Origin of the sequence: Variovorax frigidus, assembly GCF_051216515.1 — a bacterium.
Lineage (GTDB): Bacteria > Pseudomonadota > Gammaproteobacteria > Burkholderiales > Burkholderiaceae_C > Variovorax.
This window is the reverse complement of record NZ_JBPJZF010000005.1, coordinates 458,720-477,897: the sequence shown is the minus strand read 5'-3', so window position 1 is coordinate 477,897 and position 19,178 is coordinate 458,720. Positions and strand designations below refer to the sequence as shown.

Sequence of the window (19,178 nt, the reverse complement as noted above, 5' to 3'; positions counted from 1 at the left end):
GCGATGATTTTTCCCTGCCCCACACCGCGCCATGTCGCGCTCGCCGCCGCCCTGTCCGCCACGCTCTGGCTCGCCGGTTGCGGCACCGCCCCCACCGCCACCACGCCCGGCCAGGTGCCCGGCCAGCTCAGCGGCGCCACCTCCGCGCCGACGGGCCCGGTCCAGCAGCCGGTGCCGCGGGCCTCGGTCGCGGCCAACCCGCGCGACTACCGGCGCGACGCGGCGCGCCACGTCTACGACGCCAACAAGGACCGCATCTACAGCGGCAAGCTGCCCGCCGTGCTCTATGCCGTGGGCACGCTGCAGGTGAACCTGGACACCGGCGGCAAGGTGCTGTCGATGCACTGGATGCGTGCGCCGCAGCACGCTCCCGAAGTGATCGCCGAGATCGAGCGCACCGTGCTCGCGGCCGCGCCCTTCCCGGTCGCACAGCGCCTGGGCGCCGTGACCTGGACCGACACCTGGCTCTGGGACAAGGGCGGCCGCTTCCAGCTGGACACCCTCACCGAGGGCCAGCTGTAGCCGCTCAGGACCCGCGGTACGTGGAATAGCTCCACGGGCTGACCAGCAAGGGCACGTGGTAGTGCTGGTCGGTGTGGGCCACGCCGAAATCGAGCGAGACCTTGTCCAGGAAATTGGGCTCGGGCAGCTGCACGCCGCGCGCCTTGAAATACCCCGCCACGTCGAAGGTCAGGCGGTAGGTGCCCGCGCGCAGGCTGTCGTTGTCGTACAGCGGCCCGTCGCTGCGGCCGTCGGCGTTCAGCGTGAAGCGCTTGACCAGCGTGGCCTGTTCGCCTTGCGTGGTGTACAGCGCCACCGTCATGCCCGCGGCGGGCCCGCCATGCATCGTGTCCAGTACGTGGGTGCTCAGGCCCATAGCTCGCTCCTTCGGTCCGGCAGTGCCGGTAGTTTGGTGGACAAAAGTGTATACAGTTGTGGGATTCGGGTCTATCATGAAAGCATGGAGCCCTCCACCACCGGCGCGATCGTCGACGCACTGACCAAGGCGATTGTCGAGCACCGCCTGCAGCCCGGCAGCAAGCTCGCCGAGCAGAAACTGGCCGATCATTTCGGCGTCTCGCGCACGCTGGTGCGCCAGGCGCTGTTCCAGCTGTCGCAGAACCGGCTGATCCGGCTCGAGCCCGCGCGCGGCGCCTTCGTGGCCGCGCCCACGGTCGACGAGGCGCGGCAGGTCTTCGCGGTGCGCCGCATGCTCGAAGCCGAGATGACGCGCGCCTTCGTGCGCCAGAGCACGCCGGCCCGGATCAAGGCGCTGCGCGAACACGTGGCGCACGAGAAGGACGCGGTGTCCGGCGGCAGCGCACGGCAGCGCAACGAACTGCTGGGCGACTTCCACGTGCGCATGGCCGAGCTCATGGGCAACGAAGTACTGGCGCAGATGCTGGGCGAACTGGTCTCGCGTTGCGCACTCATCACGTTGATGTACCAGAGCAGCACCGCGGCCGAGCATTCGCACGACGAGCACGCCGACATCGTGAAGGCACTGGCCGCCCGCGACGAAGAGCGCGCCGTGCGCCTCATGACCGAACACCTCGAACACGTCGAGGCCGAACTGACCTTCGACCGCAAAGTGCCCACCAACGACATCTCGCAAGCCTTGTCATGACCGTTTACGACTCCACCCTGCCTTACCCGCGCGACCTGGTGGGCTACGGCCGCAATCCGCCGCATGCACGCTGGCCCGGCGGCGCCCGCATCGCGGTGCAGTTCGTCCTCAACTACGAGGAAGGCGGCGAGAACGCCACGCTGCACGGCGACGCGGGCTCCGAGCAGTTCCTGTCGGAGATGTTCAATCCGGCCAGCTACCCGGACCGCCACATCAGCATGGAAGGCATCTACGAGTACGGCTCGCGGGCCGGCGTCTGGCGCATCCTGCGCGAGTTCGAGAAGCGCGGCCTGCCGCTGACGGTGTTCGGCGTGGGCATGGCGCTGCAGCGCTACCCCGAACTCACGGCCGCCTTCCAGGAACTGGGCCACGAGATCGCCTGCCACGGCTGGCGCTGGATCCACTACCAGAACCTCGACGAAGCCACCGAGCGCGAGCACATGCGCCTGGGCATGGAAGCCATCGAACAGCTCACCGGCGAACGCGCGCTGGGCTGGTACACCGGCCGCGACAGCCCGCGCACGCGCCGGCTGGTGGCCGACTACGGCGGCTTCGAATACGACAGCGACTACTACGGCGACGACCTGCCGTTCTGGATGAAGGTGCAGAAGACCGACGGCAGCATGGTGCCGCAGCTCATCGTGCCCTACACGCTCGACGTCAACGACATGCGCTTCGCGCTGCCGCAGGGCTACTCGCACGCCGACCCGTTCTTCCAGTACATGAAGGACAGCTTCGACGCGCTCTATGCCGAAGGCGACCCGAACGGCGACGACAGCCCGAAGATGATGAGCATCGGCATGCATTGCCGCCTGCTGGGGCGGCCCGGCCGCATCACCGCATTGCAGCGCTTCCTCGACCACATCGCACAGCACGACAAGGTGTGGATCTGCCGCCGGGTGGATATCGCACGCCACTGGAAGCAGACACATCCTTTTGAAGCCGGAGCCGCATCATGAGTCTGACCCCTCTCACCGTCGCCCAACTCAACGCCGCCGCACCGGCGGAGGCCGTCGCGCTGCTCGACGGTGTCTACGAGCACTCGCCCTGGATCGCCGAGCGCGCGCTGACCGCGCGACCCTTCCGCTCGCTCGCGCACCTCAAGCATGCGCTGGCGCAGGCCGTGAACACCGCCTCGGCCGACGAGCAGATCGGCCTGATCGCGGCCCACCCCGAGCTCGCGGGCAAGGCCATGGTCAGCAAGACGCTGACCGCCGAGTCGACCCACGAGCAGCGCAAGGCCGGCCTGACCGACTGCACGCCCGAAGAGTTCGCCACCCTCCAGCAGCTCAACGCCGACTACAACGCGAAGTTCGGCTTCCCCTTCATCCTCGCGGTGCGCGGCCCGCGCGGTGCCGGCCTGCCCAAGCGCGAGATCATCGAAACCTTCGCGCGCCGGCTGCACCACCATCCGGCCTTCGAGCGCGGCGAGGCGCTGCGCAACATCCACCGCATCGCCGAAATCCGGCTCGACGACAAGTTCGCCGCCGACCTCACGCTGGGCAACGACGTCTGGGACTGGCAGGAGCAGCTCTCGGTGCACACCGATCCCGGCTATGCCGAGAAGGGCCAGCTCACCGTCACCTACCTGACCGACGCGCACCGCGCCTGCGCCGCGCAGATCTCGGCGTTGATGCTGGCCACGGGCTTCGACACCGTGCACATCGACGCGGTCGGCAACGTGGTCGGCCGCTACGAGGGCGCCACGCCCGACGCCAAGACGCTGCTCACCGGCTCGCACTACGACACCGTGCGCAACGGCGGCAAGTACGACGGCCGGCTGGGCATCTTCGTGCCGATCGCCTGCGTGCGCGAACTCAAGAAACAGAACAGGCGCCTGCCCTTCGCCTTCGAGGTCGTGGGTTTCGCCGAGGAAGAAGGCCAGCGCTACAAGGCCACCTTCCTGGGCTCGGGCGCGCTCATCGGCCATTTCGATCCACGCTGGCTCGACCAGAAGGACGCCGACGGCATCACCATGCGCGAGGCCATGCAGCACGCCGGCCTCAAGCAGGAGGACATCCCGAAGATCCAGCGCGATCCGGCGCGCTACCTCGGCTTTGTCGAGGTGCATATCGAGCAGGGCCCGGTGCTGACCGAGCTCGACCTGCCGCTGGGCATCGTGACCTCGATCAACGGCAGCGTGCGCTACGTGGGCGAGGTGATCGGCATGGCCAGCCACGCCGGCACGACGCCCATGGACCGCCGCCGCGACGCCGCTGCCGCGGTGGCCGAGCTGATCCTCTACACCGAGCAGCGCGCCGCGAAGGATGGCGACTCGGTCGGCACCGTGGGCATGCTCGAAGTGCCCAGCGGCTCGATCAACGTGGTGCCGGGCCGCTGCAAGTTCAGCCTCGACCTGCGCGCGCCGGACAACGCGCAGCGCGACGCGCTGGCGACCGACGTGGTGGCCGAACTCCAAGCCATCTGCGAGCGCCGCGGCGTGCGCTTCGAGCTGGAGGAGACCATGCGCGCCGCCGCCGCGCCCAGCGCGCCCGCCTGGCAGCAGCGTTGGGAGAAGGCGGTCGATGCCCTGGGCATCCCGCTGTTCCGCATGCCCAGCGGGGCCGGCCACGACGCCATGAAGCTGCACGAAGTCATGCCGCAGGCCATGCTCTTCGTGCGCGGCATCAACTCGGGCATCAGCCACAACCCGCTCGAATCGAGCACCAACGACGACATCCAGTTGGCCGTGCAGGCTTTCCAGCTCTTGCTCGAAGGCCTGGCCGCTGAATGAGCCCACCCCCGATGCAGCGCACTGCGTGTCGCTGCCTCCCCCTCAAGGGGGCAACACCGGTGGCCCGGCAAAGCCGGTTCCACGGTGTTTCCCGACAAAGACATCGCCGCACGCAACGCGCGATCCGAACCTGAACCTGCCATCTGAAGAGGCCTTCTATGACCGACTACGCCAAGCTCGACGCCTGGATCGACGCCCACTTCGACGAAGAAGTGAAGTTCCTGCAGCAACTGGTGCAGGTGCCTACCGACACGCCGCCCGGCAACAACGCACCGCACGCCGAGCGCACGGCCGAGCTGCTCAAGGACTTCGGCTTCGAGGCCGAGAAGCACGCCGTGCCCGCGCAGGAAGTGCAGGACTACGGCCTCGAATCGATCACCAACCTGATCGTGCGCCGCCCCTATGGCAACGGCGGCCGCACGGTCGCGCTCAATGCGCACGGCGATGTGGTGCCCCCGGGTGACGGCTGGACGCACGACCCCTACGGCGGAGAGATCGTCGACGGCAGCCTCTACGGCCGCGCCACCGCGGTGAGCAAGAGCGACTTCGCGAGCTTCACCTTCGCGCTGCGTGCGCTCGAGGCCGTGGCCAAGCCCACCCAGGGCGCCGTCGAACTGCACTTCACCTACGACGAGGAATTCGGCGGCATCCTCGGCCCGGGCTGGCTGCTCAAGAACGGCCTCACCAAGCCCGACCTGATGATCGCGGCCGGCTTCAGCTACGAAGTGGTCACCGCACACAACGGCTGCCTGCAGATGGAAGTCACGGTGCACGGCAAGATGGCGCACGCCGCCATCCCCACGAGCGGCGTCGATGCGCTGCAGGGCGCGGTCAGGATCCTCAACGCGCTCTATGCGCAGAACACGCGCTACCAGCAGGTCACGTCGAAGGTCGAGGGCATCACGCACCCCTACCTCAACGTCGGCCGCATCGAAGGCGGCACCAACACCAACGTGGTGCCCGGCAAGGTGGTGTTCAAGCTCGACCGCCGCATGATTCCCGAGGAGAACCCGGTCGAGGTCGAGGCCGCCATCCGCCAGGTGATCGCCGATGCCGCCGCCGAAAGCGCCGGCATCACGGTGGAGATCAAGCGCCTGCTGCTGGCCAACTCGATGAAGCCGCTGGCCGGCAACAAGCCGCTGGTCGACGCGATCCAGAAGCACGGCCAGGACGTGTTCGGCGAACCCATCAAGGCCATGGGCACGCCGCTGTACACCGACGTGCGCCTGTACGGCGAAGCCGGCATCCCGGGCGTGATCTACGGCGCCGGGCCGCGCACCGTGCTCGAGTCGCATGCCAAGCGCAGCGACGAGCGCGTGGTGCTCGAAGACCTGCGGCGCGCGACCAAGGTCATCGCGCGCACGCTGAGTGATCTGTTGGCCTGAGCCAGCGCGCACCCGCCAGATTGGCGACCGCTTCCGGAAAATGAGGTTGGGAGGGGACACCCCCCTGCATCCAAGCTGCAAGTGGCGACTTAGACCGGTGCTACTCGTACACGAGTTGCGTTCGCAAACTGCGCTCGACCTTTTGAGCAAACGCCTTTTGGGCTTCCACGTCGACAGTCGTACAGACCGGCTGCGTGGCGACCATGGTGATGCGTCGCGAAAGCTTGAAGGTGTCTCCCTCGCGCCGCACCGTCTGCTGGTAGTCGATGCGACTACCCGACAAGCTGAGCGAGTGGTGTTCAGATGCCGGATCCCGCTGCAGGCGCACGCTTCGGGGGAGCCTGAGTTCCAGTGTCTCGCTCACTTTGCCGTCGGGGCATCCGGTGGGATACCGGCGTTCAGTCTTCAGCAACCGGACCCAGGACGCCAGCGCGCTCGAACCCGCTGCCGGAACGCGAAGCACGCCCGGCCCTGGCAGGTCCACGAAATTTGGCGCGCTGTAGTCCAGCCCGAACTCCGCCTCGTCGCTGTCTCCCCGCAGGTCGGGTCGGCGTAGTACGCCCTTTCCGCTGAGGCCGGCCTGCGTCAGCATGCTGTTTACCACCTGTTCATCGGGCGTCGATTGCAGCGCAGAGAAAGTGCTGCGCACCGCGCCGGCACCCGAGCCGGTTCCACGAACGGAGAGCTTGATGGCAGCAGATCCATCTTCGGCTACGTCGATCCGTTGGATGGCTGCTGTCGTTCCACCTTCGGCGATGGGCGTGCGCGCCCACTGGCCGGTGTTGACATGCAGCACCTGCTTGCCACCGTCGCCAGTCGGCAGCGCCCCGAAGGGCGTGAAGCGTGCTGTGCTGTCCAGGTAAAGGTCCAGGGAAGGCACATAGGTGATCATGTGGTTGAACGCCTGGAGCGCACCGGGGCGCGGCATCCAGAAGGCATTGCCTGCGCCGATCAGCACCGGCGTAGCGTCGATGCCTTTGGCGCGCAGGAGTGCTACCAAGAGGACTGCCTGGTCCTTGCAGTCGCCGTATCCATTCGCGAGAATGCTGTCGAGCGAGCGCGGCACGAAACCGCCACGCTCGAGCACCACACTGACATAGCGGATGTTCAGCCGGACCCAGTCATAGAGTGCCTTGGCCTGCAGGCGCGGATTGGAAATGCCATCGGTCGCCTGCTCCGCCAATGCGGACACGCGCGCGGTCGGCGCTGTCATGTCCCCTGCGAGCTGACGGTAGGCGCTGGCGAGATCGGCGCCGGTCGGCATGGTGCTGACAAGCATGCGGGGGCTGTAGTCGCTGCGCGCCACACTGCCCGACTCCGGCGCCACCGCCAGCGCGTTGTCACCCCGAAAAGTGTGCCGCACACGCCCGTCGGCCAGGACGTCCTGCACATGCGGCAGATCGATCGCCTGCACATCCAGCGCCATGTCATTGGGCGCGGTCACCGTGAACACGAAGTCATGCCGTGAAGAATGCGGCGAGATGAACTCGAAGGCACTGAACTGCTTCGGCAGGATCGGAACGCGCTGCGTGAGACGCGTCTTCAGATGGATGCGCGTACCGGGCATGACCTGCGAAAACACGAGGGTCTTGACCTTGTAGTCGCTGAACATCGGCGCCCCTTGCGAGGCATAGGGCTCCTGCTCGAAGATGGCCGACGAGGGAAGGTGGAGTTCCTTGCCGTCCGCCGTGATCAGGCGCGCGAAAACGACTTCGAGTGTCTGCAGACTGGCGCTGTAAGGCAGCGAGATTTGGGCCGCCTCACGCACCCCCGCTTCGTTGAGCACCAGCCGGAGCGACTCACTTTCCTTGACGAACCGACCGTCATGCTCCACCGCGTAGTCAACGTGGCGCCGCTCGTAGGCGATGCCTGGTGCAAAGCCTTTTTCGGATGCAGGTGCAGGGGCCACCGGTTGTGCGGTGGCAAGGTGAGAACTTGCCAGCAAAAGAAAAGCCATCCAGAAGCGCAACATGTTGTCTCCCATTTTTTGTTTCTCTGTCGGCTTGGGGCGGTGACCCCTGGCTCCGCTGGGAGTCTAGGACGCGGTGCAAAAAAAGCAACGGCGCCGAATGCCAGTTCACAAAAATTCAAATTAATGACGGCTCTCCCCGCTCAAGGCCGCTTCGCGCGGGCCTTCTGCTTTCTGCGCCTTCCAGTGCGCACCAACCCATCGAAACCACTATTGCGCACATCTTTGTATACAGTTAATGTGGACTGATCGTCGACCTTCCGTCGTTTTCAGCAGGAGTTTCGCCATGAGCACTCACTCGTCCGCACCGCCCGCCACGGTCCATCCCGTGGACCAGCGGCTTCCCCTTGGCAAGGTTTCGGCCCTCGGGCTGCAGCATGTGCTGGTGATGTATGCCGGTGCCGTCGCGGTGCCGCTGATCGTGGGCCGCGCGCTCAAGCTCACGCCCGACGAGGTCGCGCTGCTGATCTCGGCCGACCTGTTCTGCTGCGGCATCGCCACGCTGATCCAGTCGCTGGGTGCCACACAGTGGTTCGGCATCAAGCTGCCGGTGATGATGGGCGTGACCTTCGCATCGGTCGCGCCGATGGTCGCCATCGCCAATGCCAACCCCGGCACCGCGGGGGCACAGCTGCTGTTCGGCTCGATCATCGGGGCCGGCATCATCTCGGTACTGATCGCGCCCATGGTCAGCCGCATGCTGCGCTTCTTCCCGCCGGTGGTCACCGGCACGATCATCGCGGTGATCGGCATCAGCCTGATGCGCGTGGGCATCAACTGGATCTTCGGCAACCCCTTCGGCCCGACCGCGCCCGCTGTGGTCGACCCGGTCTATGCCAAGTGGCTGGCCGAGGCCACCTCGCCCGGCAGCTCGATCCCGCCGGTGCCCAAGGGCTTCGCGATCATGCCCACCATGCCCAACCCCAAATACGCCGACCTCACGGGCCTGGGCGTGGCCGCGCTGGTGCTGGTGTCGATCCTGCTGATCGTGAAGTACGCCAAGGGCTTCATCGCCAACATCTCGGTGCTGCTGGGCATCGTGATCGGCGCCGTGGTGGCCTCGGTGATGGGCATCATGACCTACGAGAAGGTCGGCAAGGCGCCCTGGTTCGACATCGTGCTGCCCTTCCACTTCGGCATGCCGGCGTTCGACCCGATCCTGATCCTCACCATGACGCTGATCATGATCGTGGTGATGATCGAATCCACCGGCATGTTCCTGGCGCTCGGCGAGATGACCGACCGCGAGGTCGACCAGAAGGCGCTGGCCAAGGGCTTGCGCACCGACGGCCTGGGCACGCTGATCGGCGGCATCTTCAACACCTTCCCGTACACCAGCTTCTCGCAGAACGTGGGCCTGGTCGCGATCACCGGCATCAAGAGCCGCTACGTCTGCGCGGCCGGCGGCGTGATCCTGGTGGTGCTGGGCCTGCTGCCCAAGATGGCGGCGCTGATCGAGTCGCTGCCGACCGTGGTGCTGGGCGGTGCGGGCCTGGTGATGTTCGGCATGGTGGCGGCCACCGGCATCCGCATCCTCTCGGGCGTGGACTTCAAGACCAACCGCCACAACCCGATGATCGTCGCGGTGTCGATCGGCGTCGGCATGATTCCGCTGATCGCGCCCAACTTCAAGCAGTGGATGCCGCACGGCCTGCACTCGCTGATCGAGTCGGGCATCTTGCTGGCCTCGATCACGGCGGTGCTGCTGAACCTGTTCCTGAACGGCGCGAAGCACGACGAGCAGGCCATCATCGCCGCGGCCAAGCAGGCAGAAGCGCATTGAGGCTCTTGGTTCATGGGCTGCGTCGGTCCGGCGCCGGGCCGGCGCGACGAGCGTCCCGCACGCCCCCTTGAGCCAAGGCCACCCGGAACGCGACTATCGACTCGCCCCGCTCAGTCGCAACTTGCAGCGAATGCCGCCCGGCAATGCCTGCTTCGCGTTGTCCAGCTCCACCAGCACGCCGAACGTTCCCGCCGCCGAGTCGATGACGCGATCCACGGTCTTGATGCGCGAGGAGATCGCCCGTGTGAACGGTTTCTCCGGCATCACCACGACCGCATAACCAAGCCCTCACCATTGACAGATTCGTATTCGATCGAATACGATTTTTTCATGTTTGCGGTCTGCCGATTGCCCGGGTTCGTTGCATGGTTCGATGTCAGCGCGATAGAGCAACGCGCATCAGGTTGGCACGGCGCCTTGACAAGGCGCGGCGCGGAAACTTGCGGGATATCAAGTTCATCGGTAGTGGCGTTTTTGAAATGCGCGAGTTCTTCGGCCCAGCTGGCGCATGTCCGACATCGAGCGTGGCGGGACATTGATCATCATGCTGGGTGATGGTGACAAGAGCACCCAGCAGGCCGACATTGCCACCGCGAGAGCAGTGGCTGGAACCATTGAGGAAGGATGCACCATGACCAAAAAAAAGAAGATCAACGACTTGCCGGAGTTTGATATGGCGGACTATCTAGGCAGTGACGCGGCCGTGGCCGAATACCTGTCCCAGGTTCTGACCGATGGTGACGACAGCGAGTTGGCGTATGCGTTGGGTCATATTGCCAAGGCGCGTGGCATGACGCAGATCGCCAAGGATGCAGGAATCGGGCGCGAAAGCCTGTACAAGGCGCTGCGCGCTGACGCCCACCCGCGCTTTGACACCATCAACCGCGTGTGCAAAGCGCTGGGCGTGAAACTCGTGGCCCAGCCCATCTGATTCATCAAATGCAGATCTCGCGTCACCACGCCAAAATCGTTGTGGGCGAACACACTCAGGCCCGGACTGTGACTTGACCCGCAACGAGCTATGCCCAATGGGCCTTGGCCGTCTGCTTGGGTTCCTGCAGCCATTCGCCGCCAAGCAGTTGCGTCCTGGTTCACTCTACGGCCTCCTTCTCTTCTCAGCGTCTGCCCAAGACCTGCGCTCCGCGCAATTGCCAGCTTCGGTGCTCGTGGCGCGCAACTGCAGCTGCAACGTACCCGTGAAACCGGATGGCGGCTTCACGGCGAGCCTGCCTCAGTCCCAGGCCGTAAGGTCGAGCGCCAGGTTCGCGGAATTGACCTGCCGCGCCGCTGAACTGAAAGCTCAAGGCCTTCCAGTCAAGCGCGCTGTTGCTGCTGGTGTCGGCATAGGTCGCGATGCGCACGCCGTCGAAGTAGAAGGCTGCATGCCCGACGCGGCCAGGCCCAGCGCGCCGGCGTAGTCGAGCGTCAACGCGCAGACCGCCTGGTCGGCGTTGCGCCTCGCGTTCGATGCCCAAGCTTTGGTCGAGCTGACTCGTACCCGCTGGTTAGACCCAGTAAGCCACAGGCGGGGGAATACCCTGTTTCCTCTCGAATCCATCTTGCCTACATTTCTTGCATGCAAGAAAGAGCGATCCTTGCATGCAAACCTCGAAAGACAACAGGAGACTCCATGCCTCGCTTTGCCAAATCTCTTTTCGGTCAGGTGGTCATCGCGCTGGTGCTGGGCGTGCTCGCGGGGCTGTTCGCTCCCGAGTACGCCGTCAAGCTCAAACCGCTGGGTGACGGGTTCATCAAGCTGATCAAGATGATCATCCCGGTGCTGGTGTTCTGCGTGGTGGTGCATGGCATCGCCGGCGCGGGCGACCTGAGGCGCGTGGGCCGGGTGGGCGTGAAGGCGCTCATCTACTTCGAGGTGCTGACCACCATCGCGCTCGCGATGGGCCTGGTGCTGGCCTTCGTGTTCGAGCCGGGCGTGGGCATGAACGTCGATCCGTCCAAGCTCGATCCGGCCGCCATGAGCGCCTATGCCTCCAATGCCGACAAGCTCACCAGCGGCGGCACGGTCGACTTTCTGATGAAGCTCATTCCCACCACGGTGGTGAACGCCTTCGCCACCGGCGACGTGCTGCAGGTGCTGCTGTTCGCGGTGCTGTTCGGTTGCGCGCTCACGCTGCTGGGCGAGCGTGGCAAGCCGGTGGCGGTGGTGGTGGACGCGCTCTCGCTGGTGCTGTTCAAGATCATGGGCATCCTCATCAAGCTGGCGCCGCTGGGCGTGCTGGGTGCGATCGCCTTCACCGTCGGCCAGTACGGCATCGGCTCGCTCAAGCAACTGGGCATGCTGGTGGCGCTCTTCTACGGCGCGGTGCTGGTCTTCGTGTTCGTGGTGCTCGGCCTCGTGATGCGCTTCTCGGGCTTCAGCCTCTGGAAGCTGCTGCGCTACCTGCGCGAGGAACTGGCCGTGGTGTTCGCCACCACCTCCTCGGACAGCGTGCTGCCGCAGATCATGGCCAAGCTGCGTCGCATGGGCATCCGCGATTCGACGGTCGGCCTGGTGATTCCCACAGGCTACTCGTTCAACCTCGACGCTTTCTCGATCTACATCACGCTGGCCGCGGTGTTCATCGCCCAGGCCACCAACACGCCGATCTCGATGGCGGACCTGATGACGATCCTGGCGATCGCGCTGGTCACGTCGAAGGGCGCGCATGGCGTGCCGGGCTCGGCCATCGTGGTGCTGGCCGCCACGCTGCATGCCATTCCCGCGATCCCGGCCATCGGGCTGGTGCTGGTGCTGTCGGTCGACTGGTTCATGGGCATCGCCCGCGCGTTGGGCAACCTGATCGGCAACTGCGTGGCCACCGTCGCCATCGCGGCCTGGGAAGGCGACATCGATCGCGAACGCGCACACGCGGTGCTCGACGGCACCTATGCGCCCGACGACGAGCCGCTGGCCGACGCCGGTGCCGCCCCGCTGGCGACCGGCCACTGACTCGCATGGCCACCGACGTCAGCCCCACCGCCATCGCCGCGCGCGTGGTCGAGGCCATCCTGGCGCAGAAGCTGGCGCCGGGCGAGCGGCTGGGCGAACAGACGCTGGCCGAGACCTTCGACGTGAGCCGCACCATGGTGCGCGAGGCGCTGATGCAGTTGCAGGCCCGCGGCTTCGTCAAGGTGCAGCCGCGCCGTGGCTGGTATGTGGTGGAGCCCTCGGCCGAGGAGGCGCAGGACGCCTTCGCCGCGCGCCGCATCGTCGAGGCCGGCATCCTGGCCGACGCCGGCCCGCCGCTGCAGAAGGTGATCCGCAAGCTGCGCGAGCACATCGGCCAGGAGCAGCGCGCCATCGACGGCGCCGATGCCGCCACCCGCGCCTTCCTGCTGGCCGACTTCCACGTCTGCCTGGCCGAGCAGATGGGTCACCGGCTTCTTTGCGACGTACTGCGCGACCTCACGGCGCGCACCACGCTGGCCGCGTCGCTCTACCAGTCGACGCACGACGCGCGGCAGTCGTGCACCGAGCACGAGGCCATCGTGGGGGCGCTCGAACGCGGCGACCCGGCGCTGGCGCGAAAGCTCATGCTCGCGCACATCGGCCAGGTCGAGCAGGCGCTGGGCCGGCGGGAGGACGGCGGCGCAAACGCCCACGAGCGCTTGCGCGTGGCGCTGACACCCTTGCCGCAGCAGCGAACGCTCGGGGAGGCGAAGCTCGGCTAAAGTCGGGGCGCTCATGACCTCACCCTCACTCCAGCGCGGTTTCTTCCTCTTCCTGCTGGCGGCCGTCTCGGTCGCCTTCTTCTGGATCCTGCTGCCCTTTGCCGGCGCGGTGCTGTGGGGCGTGGCGCTGGCCATCCTGTTCAACCCGCTCTACAAGCGCCTGCTGGTGAAGATGCGCAAGCGCCGCACGCTGGCAGCGCTGGCCACGCTGGCGATCTGCCTGGTGATCGTGTTCCTGCCGCTGTCGATGATCGCGGCCTCGCTGGTGCAGGACGTGGCCACCGTCACGCAGCGCCTGCGCACCGGCGAACTCAACTTCGCCAACTACTTCCAGCAGATCGTCTCGGCCATGCCCCGGCCCGTGCTGAACCTGCTCGACCGCTTCGGCCTGGGCAACATGGAAGCGATGCTGACCAAGCTCTCGGCCGGCGCAGCCCAGGGCACCCAGGTGATCGCGCAGCAGGCGCTGAGCATCGGCCAGAACACCTTCGATTTCGTGGTGAGCTTCTTCGTGATGCTCTACCTGCTGTTCTTCCTGCTGCGCGACGGCGCCGACCTGTCGAAGACGATCCGCGAAGCCCTGCCGCTCGCACGCCCGCACACCCACTACCTGCTCAACAAGTTCACCACCGTGATCCGCGCCACCGTCAAGGGCAACGTGGTGGTGGCCGCGGTGCAGGGCACGATCGGCGGCCTGTCCCTCTGGTTCCTCGGCGTGCAGGGCGCCTTGCTCTGGGGCGTGGTGATGGCCTTCCTGTCGCTGCTGCCCGCGGTGGGCGCGGCCCTGATCTGGGCCCCGGTGGCGATCTACTTCCTGGCCAGCGGCGCGGTCGCCAAGGGCCTGGGCCTGCTCTTCGTCGGCGTCTTCGTGATCGGCCTGATCGACAACATCCTGCGCCCGCTGCTGGTCGGCAAGGACACGCAGATGCCCGACTACGTGGTGCTGATCTCCACCATCGGCGGCATGGCGCTGTTCGGCATCAACGGCTTCGTGATCGGCCCGGTGATCGCCGCGCTGTTCATGGCGGCCTGGAGCCTGTTCGCCGACTCCGTCCATGTGGGCGCCGGCCACGAGTCGGACAACCCGGACGACCCGCTCAGCGCGCCCGATCCCGTCGTGATCGAGGCGAACCGCCAGAAGCACTGAGAAACCGGCAAACGGCCTCAGCCGCCGTTCCACCAGCCCTCGTCGAAGTGCCCCTGCAGGAAAGCCACGAAGCCCGACACCTTGCCCGGAACCAGCTTGGGCGAAGGAAAGACGGCGTGGATCTCCTGCTCGGGCAGCGTGTGATCGCCCAGCACGGCCAGCAGCGTGCCGGCCGCCAGCGACTCGCTCGCAACATAGCGCGGCATCAGCGCGATCCCCAGCCCGTCGCGCGCGGCCGCCAGCACGGCCGACAGGTTGTTCGAGCGAAAGCGGCCGGTCACCGGCACCGTGACCGGATCGCCCTTGGGCGTGTGCATGCGCCAGAACTCGTCGCCCACCACGCTGCTGTAGATCAGCGCCACGTGCGCGCCCAGGTCCTGCGCGCGCCGGGGCGTGCCGTGCTTCTTCAGATAGCCGGGTGACGCGACCATGACCCACGGGTTGACGCCGAGGTAGCGCGCACCCAACGAGGAGTCGGCCAGTTTGCCCATGCGGATCGCGACATCGATGCCCTGCGCGATCAGGTCGACATAGCGGTCCTCGAAGCTCAGGTCGAGCTGCAGCTGCGGATGCCGGCGCATGTAGGCCAGCGCCAGCGGCACCACCACGCGGCGACCGAAGGCCACCGAGGTGCCGATGCGCAGCAGCCCCTGCGCCTGGTTCTGCCGCAGCTGCACGATGCTGTCGGCCTCCTGCGCGTCGCGCACGATGCTCTTGCACTTCTCGTAGTACAGCGCACCGGGCTCGGTGAGGCTCACGCCCCGCGTGTTGCGGTTGAGCAGCCGCACCTTCAACCGCGCTTCGGTGGCCGCGACCTGCTTGGTCACGGTGGGCTGGGTGGTGTTGAATTCGCGCGCGGCCTTGGAGAAGCTTCCGGTCTCCACCACGCGCACGAACATCTCCATGGCAAGCAAGCGATCCATAAATCCTCCTGGCCCCCACGCTCATCACTGCGTGTATCACTGCCCCCCAAGGGGGCCCGGTCGCCTTGGGGCGGCCCGGCGGCGACCATCCTAGCCACTTATTCCACCATGGAATAGGTTTTATGGTCCACCGCCCTCTTCTTCGAACACGCCCGGCTTCCTACAGTGAGTCCACCTCAAGGAGAGTTCCCATGGCAAAGATGACCGCGGCTCAGGCCGCCGTGCTGGTGATGGAAAAGGAAGGCGTGACGCAGGCCTTCGGCGTGCCGGGCGCAGCCATCAATCCGCTGTATTCGGCACTGCGCGGCCGCGGCAGCATCGCCCACATCCTCGCGCGCCACGTCGAGGGCGCCTCGCACATGGCCGAGGGCTACACCCGCGCCGTGGCCGGCAACATCGGCGTGTGCATCGGCACCTCGGGGCCGGCCGGCACCGACATGATCACCGGCCTCTACTCTGCCTGGGCCGATTCGATCCCCATCCTCTGCATCACCGGCCAGGCACCGCGTGCACGGCTCTACAAGGAGGACTTCCAGGCGGTGGACATCGAGTCGATCTCCAAGCCCGTGACCAAGTGGTCGGTCACGGTGCGCGAACCCGGCCAGGTGCCGCAGGTGTTCCAGCAGGCCTTCCACCTGATGCGCTCGGGCCGGCCCGGCCCGGTGCTGATCGACCTGCCCTTCGACGTGCAGATGGCGCAGATCGAGTTCGACATCGACAGCTACGCGCCGCTCGTGCCCTACAAGCCGGCTGCCACGCGCGCACAGATCGAGAAGGCATTGGCGATGCTCAGTGCCGCCGAGCGCCCGCTGATCGTGGCCGGCGGCGGCGTGATCAACGCCGATGCGAGCGCATTGCTCGTACGCTTTGCCGAAGCCACCGGCGTGCCGGTGATTCCCACGCTGATGGCCTGGGGCGCGATCGCCGACGACCATCCGCTGATGGCCGGCATGTGCGGCCTGCAGACCAGCCACCGCTACGGCAATGCGACCCTGCTCGCGAGCGACTTCGTGCTGGGCATCGGCAACCGCTGGGCCAACCGCCACACGGGCTCGGTCGAGGTCTACACCAAAGGCCGCACCTTCGTGCACGTCGACATCGAGCCCACGCAGATCGGCCGCGTGTTCACGCCCGACTTCGGCATCGTCTCCGATGCCAAGGCCGCGCTCGAAATGTTCGTGCAGGTCGCCGAAGAGATGAAGGCCGCGGGTCGCTTGCCCGAACGCGGCGCCTGGGCCGGTGAATGCCGCGAGCGCAAGAAGACGATGCTGCGCAAGACCAACTTCGCCGACGTGCCCATGAAGCCGCAGCGCGTGTACCAGTGCATGAACAATCACCTGGAGCGCGACACCTGCTACGTGAGCACCATCGGCCTGTCGCAGATCGCGGCGGCGCAGTTCCTGCACGTGTACAACCCGCGCCACTGGATCAACTGCGGCCAGGCCGGCCCGCTGGGCTGGACCATCCCCGCCGCGCTGGGCGTGCGCGCGGCAGACCCCACGCGCAAGATCGTCGCGCTCTCGGGCGACTACGACTTCCAGTTCATGATCGAAGAGCTGGCCGTGGGCGCGCAGTTCAAGCTGCCCTACCTGCACATCGTGGTCAACAACGCCTACCTCGGGTTGATCCGCCAGGCACAGCGCGGCTTCGAGATGGACTACTGCGTACAGCTCGCGTTCGACAACATCAACGCGGCGCCCGATGCCGGCACCGAGCGCAGCTACGGCGTGGACCACCTGAAGGTGGTCGAAGGCCTGGGCTGCAAGGCGATCCGCGTGCGCACGCAGGAAGAGATGGCGCCAGCCATCGCCCGCGCCGAGGCGTTGATGGCCGAGTTCAGCGTGCCTGTGGTGATCGAGGTGATGCTGGCGCGTGTGACCAACATCGCGATGGGCACCGAGATCGACGCGATCAACGAGTTCGAGCCGCTGGCCGAGAGCATGGCCGATGCGCCCACGGCGCTGGCCGTGGCGATGCTGGATTAGCAAAAGCTCACCCCCAGGCTACGCGCACTTCGTGTCGCTTCTCCACCCCCCGACCGGGGGCAACACCAGCGGCCCGGCAAAGCCGGTTCCGCGGTGTTCCTGGAAAGAAGCGCGCTCCCACCTTTCAGAATCTCGACCATGCCCCAATTCGCTGCCAACCTCACGATGCTCTTCACCGAGCTGCCCTTCATGCAACGCTTCGAAGCCGCCGCCCAGGCCGGCTTCGAAGGCGTGGAATACCTCTTCCCCTATGCCTTCGACCGGAAGGAACTCGCCGCGGCGCTGCGCGCCAACGGCCTGCAGCAGGTGCTGCACAACCTGCCGGCCGGCGACTGGGAGCAAGGCGAGCGCGGCATCGCCTGCCACCCGGATCGCACGAGCGAGTTCGCCGAAGGCGTCGCCATGGCGATCGACTACGCGACCGCGCTCGGCTGCCCGCAGGTCAATTGCCTGGTCGGCAAGCTGCCGGCGGGCGTCGATGCCCCGCTCGCCCGGCAGACGGTGGTCTACAACCTGCACCTCGCGGCGCGCCAGCTTGAGGCGGCCGGCATCCGGCTGCTGATCGAGCCGGTCAACAGCTTCGACATCCCCGGCTTCTTTCTCACGCGCACCGACCAGGCGCTGGCGCTGATCGACGAGGTCGGCTCGGCCAACCTGCGCCTGCAATACGACATTTACCACGCGCAGCGCATGGAGGGCGAGCTGGGCCAGACGCTCACGAAGCACCTGGCGCGCATCGGCCACATCCAGCTGGCCGACAACCCGGGCCGCGGCGAGCCGGGCACGGGCGAAATCAACTACCCCTGGCTCTTCAGGCACATCGATGCGCTGGGCTATGACGGCTGGATCGGCTGCGAGTACAAGCCGCGCGGCAGCACCGTCGAAGGCCTCCAGTGGCGCCCCTAGGCACACCCCCAGGCTTGCCCACTTCGTGTGGCCTCCCTCCCCCTTGCAGGGGGCACCGCCTGCGGCCCGGCAAAGCCGGTTCCGCGGCGGTCGCTGGCACTGCACGGGCATCGCTCTCTCTTGACAAGGAAATCCAATGGCATCCCCCCAGAAAATCGGCTTCATCGGCCTCGGCATCATGGGCGCGCCCATGGCGGCCCACCTGCTCGACGCGGGCCACGCGCTGTTCGTCCACACGCGCAGCGGCGCACCCGAGCCTTTCGCCTCGCAGGCCCGGATCTGCGCCTCGGCGGCAGAGGTCGCGCGGCAGGCCGACATCGTGTTCCTCATGGTGCCGGACACGCCCGACGTGGAGAAGGTGCTGTTCGCCGAGGACGGCGTGGCCGCAGGGCTCGCGGCCGGCAAGCTGGTGGTCGACTGCAGCTCGATCGACCCGATCGCCACGCGTGAATTCGCGCAGCGGATCGCGGCACTGGGATGCGGCTACGTCGATGCGCCCGTCTCGGGCGGCGAGGTCGGCGCGCGCGCGGCCAGCCTGACCATCATGTGCGGCGGCTCCGAGGCCGACTTCGCACGCGTCCGACCGCTGCTCGACGCGATGGGCAAGAACATCACGCACGTGGGCGACGTCGGCGCGGGCCAGGTCACCAAGGTGGCGAACCAGATCATCGTGGCGCTCAACATCGCGGCGGTGGCCGAGGCGCTGGTCTTCGCGTCCAAGGCCGGTGCCGATCCGGCCAAGGTGCGGCAGGCGCTGATGGGCGGCTTCGCGTCTTCGCGCGTGCTCGAGGTGCATGGCGAACGCATGATCCAGCGCACCTTCGCGCCGGGCTTTCGCATCGCGCTGCACCAGAAGGATCTGCAGCTCGCGCTGCAGGGCGCGCGCACCCTGGGCATGGCGCTGCCGCAGACCGCGGCGGCCGCGCAGCTGATGAACACCTGCGCCGCGCTGGGCCATGCGCAATCCGACCATTCGGCGCTGGTCAAGGCGCTGGAGACCCTGGCGCAGCACCCGGTGGCACCCGATCCCCGGGAATGATCCGGCGC

General features: G+C 66.8%; 17 protein-coding genes. 14 read left to right on the top strand and 3 right to left on the bottom strand.

All coding sequences use genetic code 11. The annotated features are described in order from the left end of the window. Positions 1 to 3 precede the first annotated feature (3 nt). Entirely contained in the window at positions 4 to 522 is a 519-nt protein-coding gene (locus ACSFBC_RS17610) for a hypothetical protein (protein ID WP_435511631.1), read from the top strand. Positions 523 to 526: 4 nt separating this feature from the next. On the opposite strand, the gene uraH is transcribed toward ACSFBC_RS17610, so the two are convergent. Continuing rightward, on the bottom strand, positions 527 to 877 hold the full coding sequence (gene uraH / locus ACSFBC_RS17605) for a hydroxyisourate hydrolase (protein WP_435511630.1): 351 nt from the start codon (positions 875 to 877) through the stop codon (positions 527 to 529). Positions 878 to 961: 84 nt separating this feature from the next. On the opposite strand from uraH, the gene ACSFBC_RS17600 reads away from it, so the two are divergent. From ACSFBC_RS17600 to ACSFBC_RS17585, 4 genes are all read left to right on the top strand, one after another. Continuing rightward, on the top strand, positions 962 to 1,627 hold the full coding sequence (locus ACSFBC_RS17600; protein WP_435511629.1) for a GntR family transcriptional regulator: 666 nt from the start codon (positions 962 to 964) through the stop codon (positions 1,625 to 1,627). Further along, positions 1,624 to 2,586 carry an allantoinase PuuE gene (gene puuE, locus ACSFBC_RS17595; protein WP_435511628.1) on the top strand — a complete coding sequence of 321 codons (963 nt, stop codon included), beginning with the start codon at positions 1,624 to 1,626 and terminating at the stop codon, positions 2,584 to 2,586. The genes ACSFBC_RS17600 and puuE overlap by 4 nt, the downstream gene beginning before the upstream one ends. After that, positions 2,583 to 4,361, top strand: a complete 1,779-nt coding sequence (gene uraD, locus ACSFBC_RS17590; protein WP_435511627.1) for a 2-oxo-4-hydroxy-4-carboxy-5-ureidoimidazoline decarboxylase — start codon at positions 2,583 to 2,585, stop codon at positions 4,359 to 4,361. The genes puuE and uraD overlap by 4 nt, the downstream gene beginning before the upstream one ends. Positions 4,362 to 4,519: 158 nt before the next feature. Further along, on the top strand, positions 4,520 to 5,746 hold the full coding sequence (locus ACSFBC_RS17585) for a M20 family metallopeptidase (RefSeq protein WP_435511626.1): 1,227 nt from the start codon (positions 4,520 to 4,522) through the stop codon (positions 5,744 to 5,746). A 100-nt stretch (positions 5,747 to 5,846) separates the two neighbouring features. Here ACSFBC_RS17585 and ACSFBC_RS17580 read toward each other — a convergent pair whose 3' ends face one another. Beyond that, positions 5,847 to 7,718, bottom strand: a complete 1,872-nt coding sequence (locus ACSFBC_RS17580; RefSeq protein WP_435511625.1) for a DUF3857 domain-containing transglutaminase family protein — start codon at positions 7,716 to 7,718, stop codon at positions 5,847 to 5,849. 283 nt (positions 7,719 to 8,001) lie between these two features. On the opposite strand from ACSFBC_RS17580, the gene ACSFBC_RS17575 reads away from it, so the two are divergent. The 6 genes from ACSFBC_RS17575 to ACSFBC_RS17550 all read left to right on the top strand — a co-directional run bounded on the left by ACSFBC_RS17575 (position 8,002) and on the right by ACSFBC_RS17550 (position 14,317). Further along, complete coding sequence (locus tag ACSFBC_RS17575; RefSeq protein WP_435511624.1) at positions 8,002 to 9,498, top strand: nucleobase:cation symporter-2 family protein; 1,497 nt, start codon at positions 8,002 to 8,004, stop codon at positions 9,496 to 9,498. Positions 9,499 to 9,565: 67 nt separating this feature from the next. Next, positions 9,566 to 9,778 (top strand): hypothetical protein, encoded by a 213-nt coding sequence (locus tag ACSFBC_RS17570; RefSeq protein ID WP_435511623.1) that lies wholly within the window; start codon positions 9,566 to 9,568, stop codon positions 9,776 to 9,778. 228 nt (positions 9,779 to 10,006) lie between these two features. Next, positions 10,007 to 10,429: an addiction module antidote protein gene (locus ACSFBC_RS17565; RefSeq protein ID WP_435511622.1), complete on the top strand. Its 423-nt coding sequence runs from the start codon at positions 10,007 to 10,009 to the stop codon at positions 10,427 to 10,429. A 699-nt stretch (positions 10,430 to 11,128) separates the two neighbouring features. Continuing rightward, positions 11,129 to 12,448, top strand: coding sequence for a C4-dicarboxylate transporter DctA (locus ACSFBC_RS17560; protein WP_435511621.1), 1,320 nt, complete (start codon positions 11,129 to 11,131; stop codon positions 12,446 to 12,448). Between the two features lie 5 nt (positions 12,449 to 12,453). Beyond that, positions 12,454 to 13,170 (top strand): GntR family transcriptional regulator, encoded by a 717-nt coding sequence (locus ACSFBC_RS17555; protein ID WP_435511620.1) that lies wholly within the window; start codon positions 12,454 to 12,456, stop codon positions 13,168 to 13,170. Positions 13,171 to 13,183: 13 nt separating this feature from the next. Next, positions 13,184 to 14,317 (top strand): AI-2E family transporter, encoded by a 1,134-nt coding sequence (locus ACSFBC_RS17550; RefSeq protein ID WP_435511619.1) that lies wholly within the window; start codon positions 13,184 to 13,186, stop codon positions 14,315 to 14,317. A 17-nt stretch (positions 14,318 to 14,334) separates the two neighbouring features. On the opposite strand, the gene ACSFBC_RS17545 is transcribed toward ACSFBC_RS17550, so the two are convergent. Then, positions 14,335 to 15,240, bottom strand: a complete 906-nt coding sequence (locus ACSFBC_RS17545) for a LysR family transcriptional regulator (RefSeq protein WP_435511618.1) — start codon at positions 15,238 to 15,240, stop codon at positions 14,335 to 14,337. A gap of 191 nt (positions 15,241 to 15,431) precedes the next feature. Between ACSFBC_RS17545 and gcl the strand changes: the two genes are divergently transcribed. The 3 genes from gcl to ACSFBC_RS17530 all read left to right on the top strand — a co-directional run bounded on the left by gcl (position 15,432) and on the right by ACSFBC_RS17530 (position 19,170). Beyond that, positions 15,432 to 17,225 (top strand): glyoxylate carboligase, encoded by a 1,794-nt coding sequence (gene gcl, locus ACSFBC_RS17540; protein WP_435511617.1) that lies wholly within the window; start codon positions 15,432 to 15,434, stop codon positions 17,223 to 17,225. Positions 17,226 to 17,363: 138 nt separating this feature from the next. Beyond that, on the top strand, positions 17,364 to 18,131 hold the full coding sequence (gene hyi / locus ACSFBC_RS17535) for a hydroxypyruvate isomerase (protein ID WP_435511616.1): 768 nt from the start codon (positions 17,364 to 17,366) through the stop codon (positions 18,129 to 18,131). A 136-nt stretch (positions 18,132 to 18,267) separates the two neighbouring features. Continuing rightward, the gene (locus tag ACSFBC_RS17530; protein ID WP_435511615.1) at positions 18,268 to 19,170 is read left to right on the top strand and encodes a 2-hydroxy-3-oxopropionate reductase; all 903 of its coding nucleotides are present in this window, start codon (positions 18,268 to 18,270) and stop codon (positions 19,168 to 19,170) included. Positions 19,171 to 19,178 lie beyond the last annotated feature (8 nt).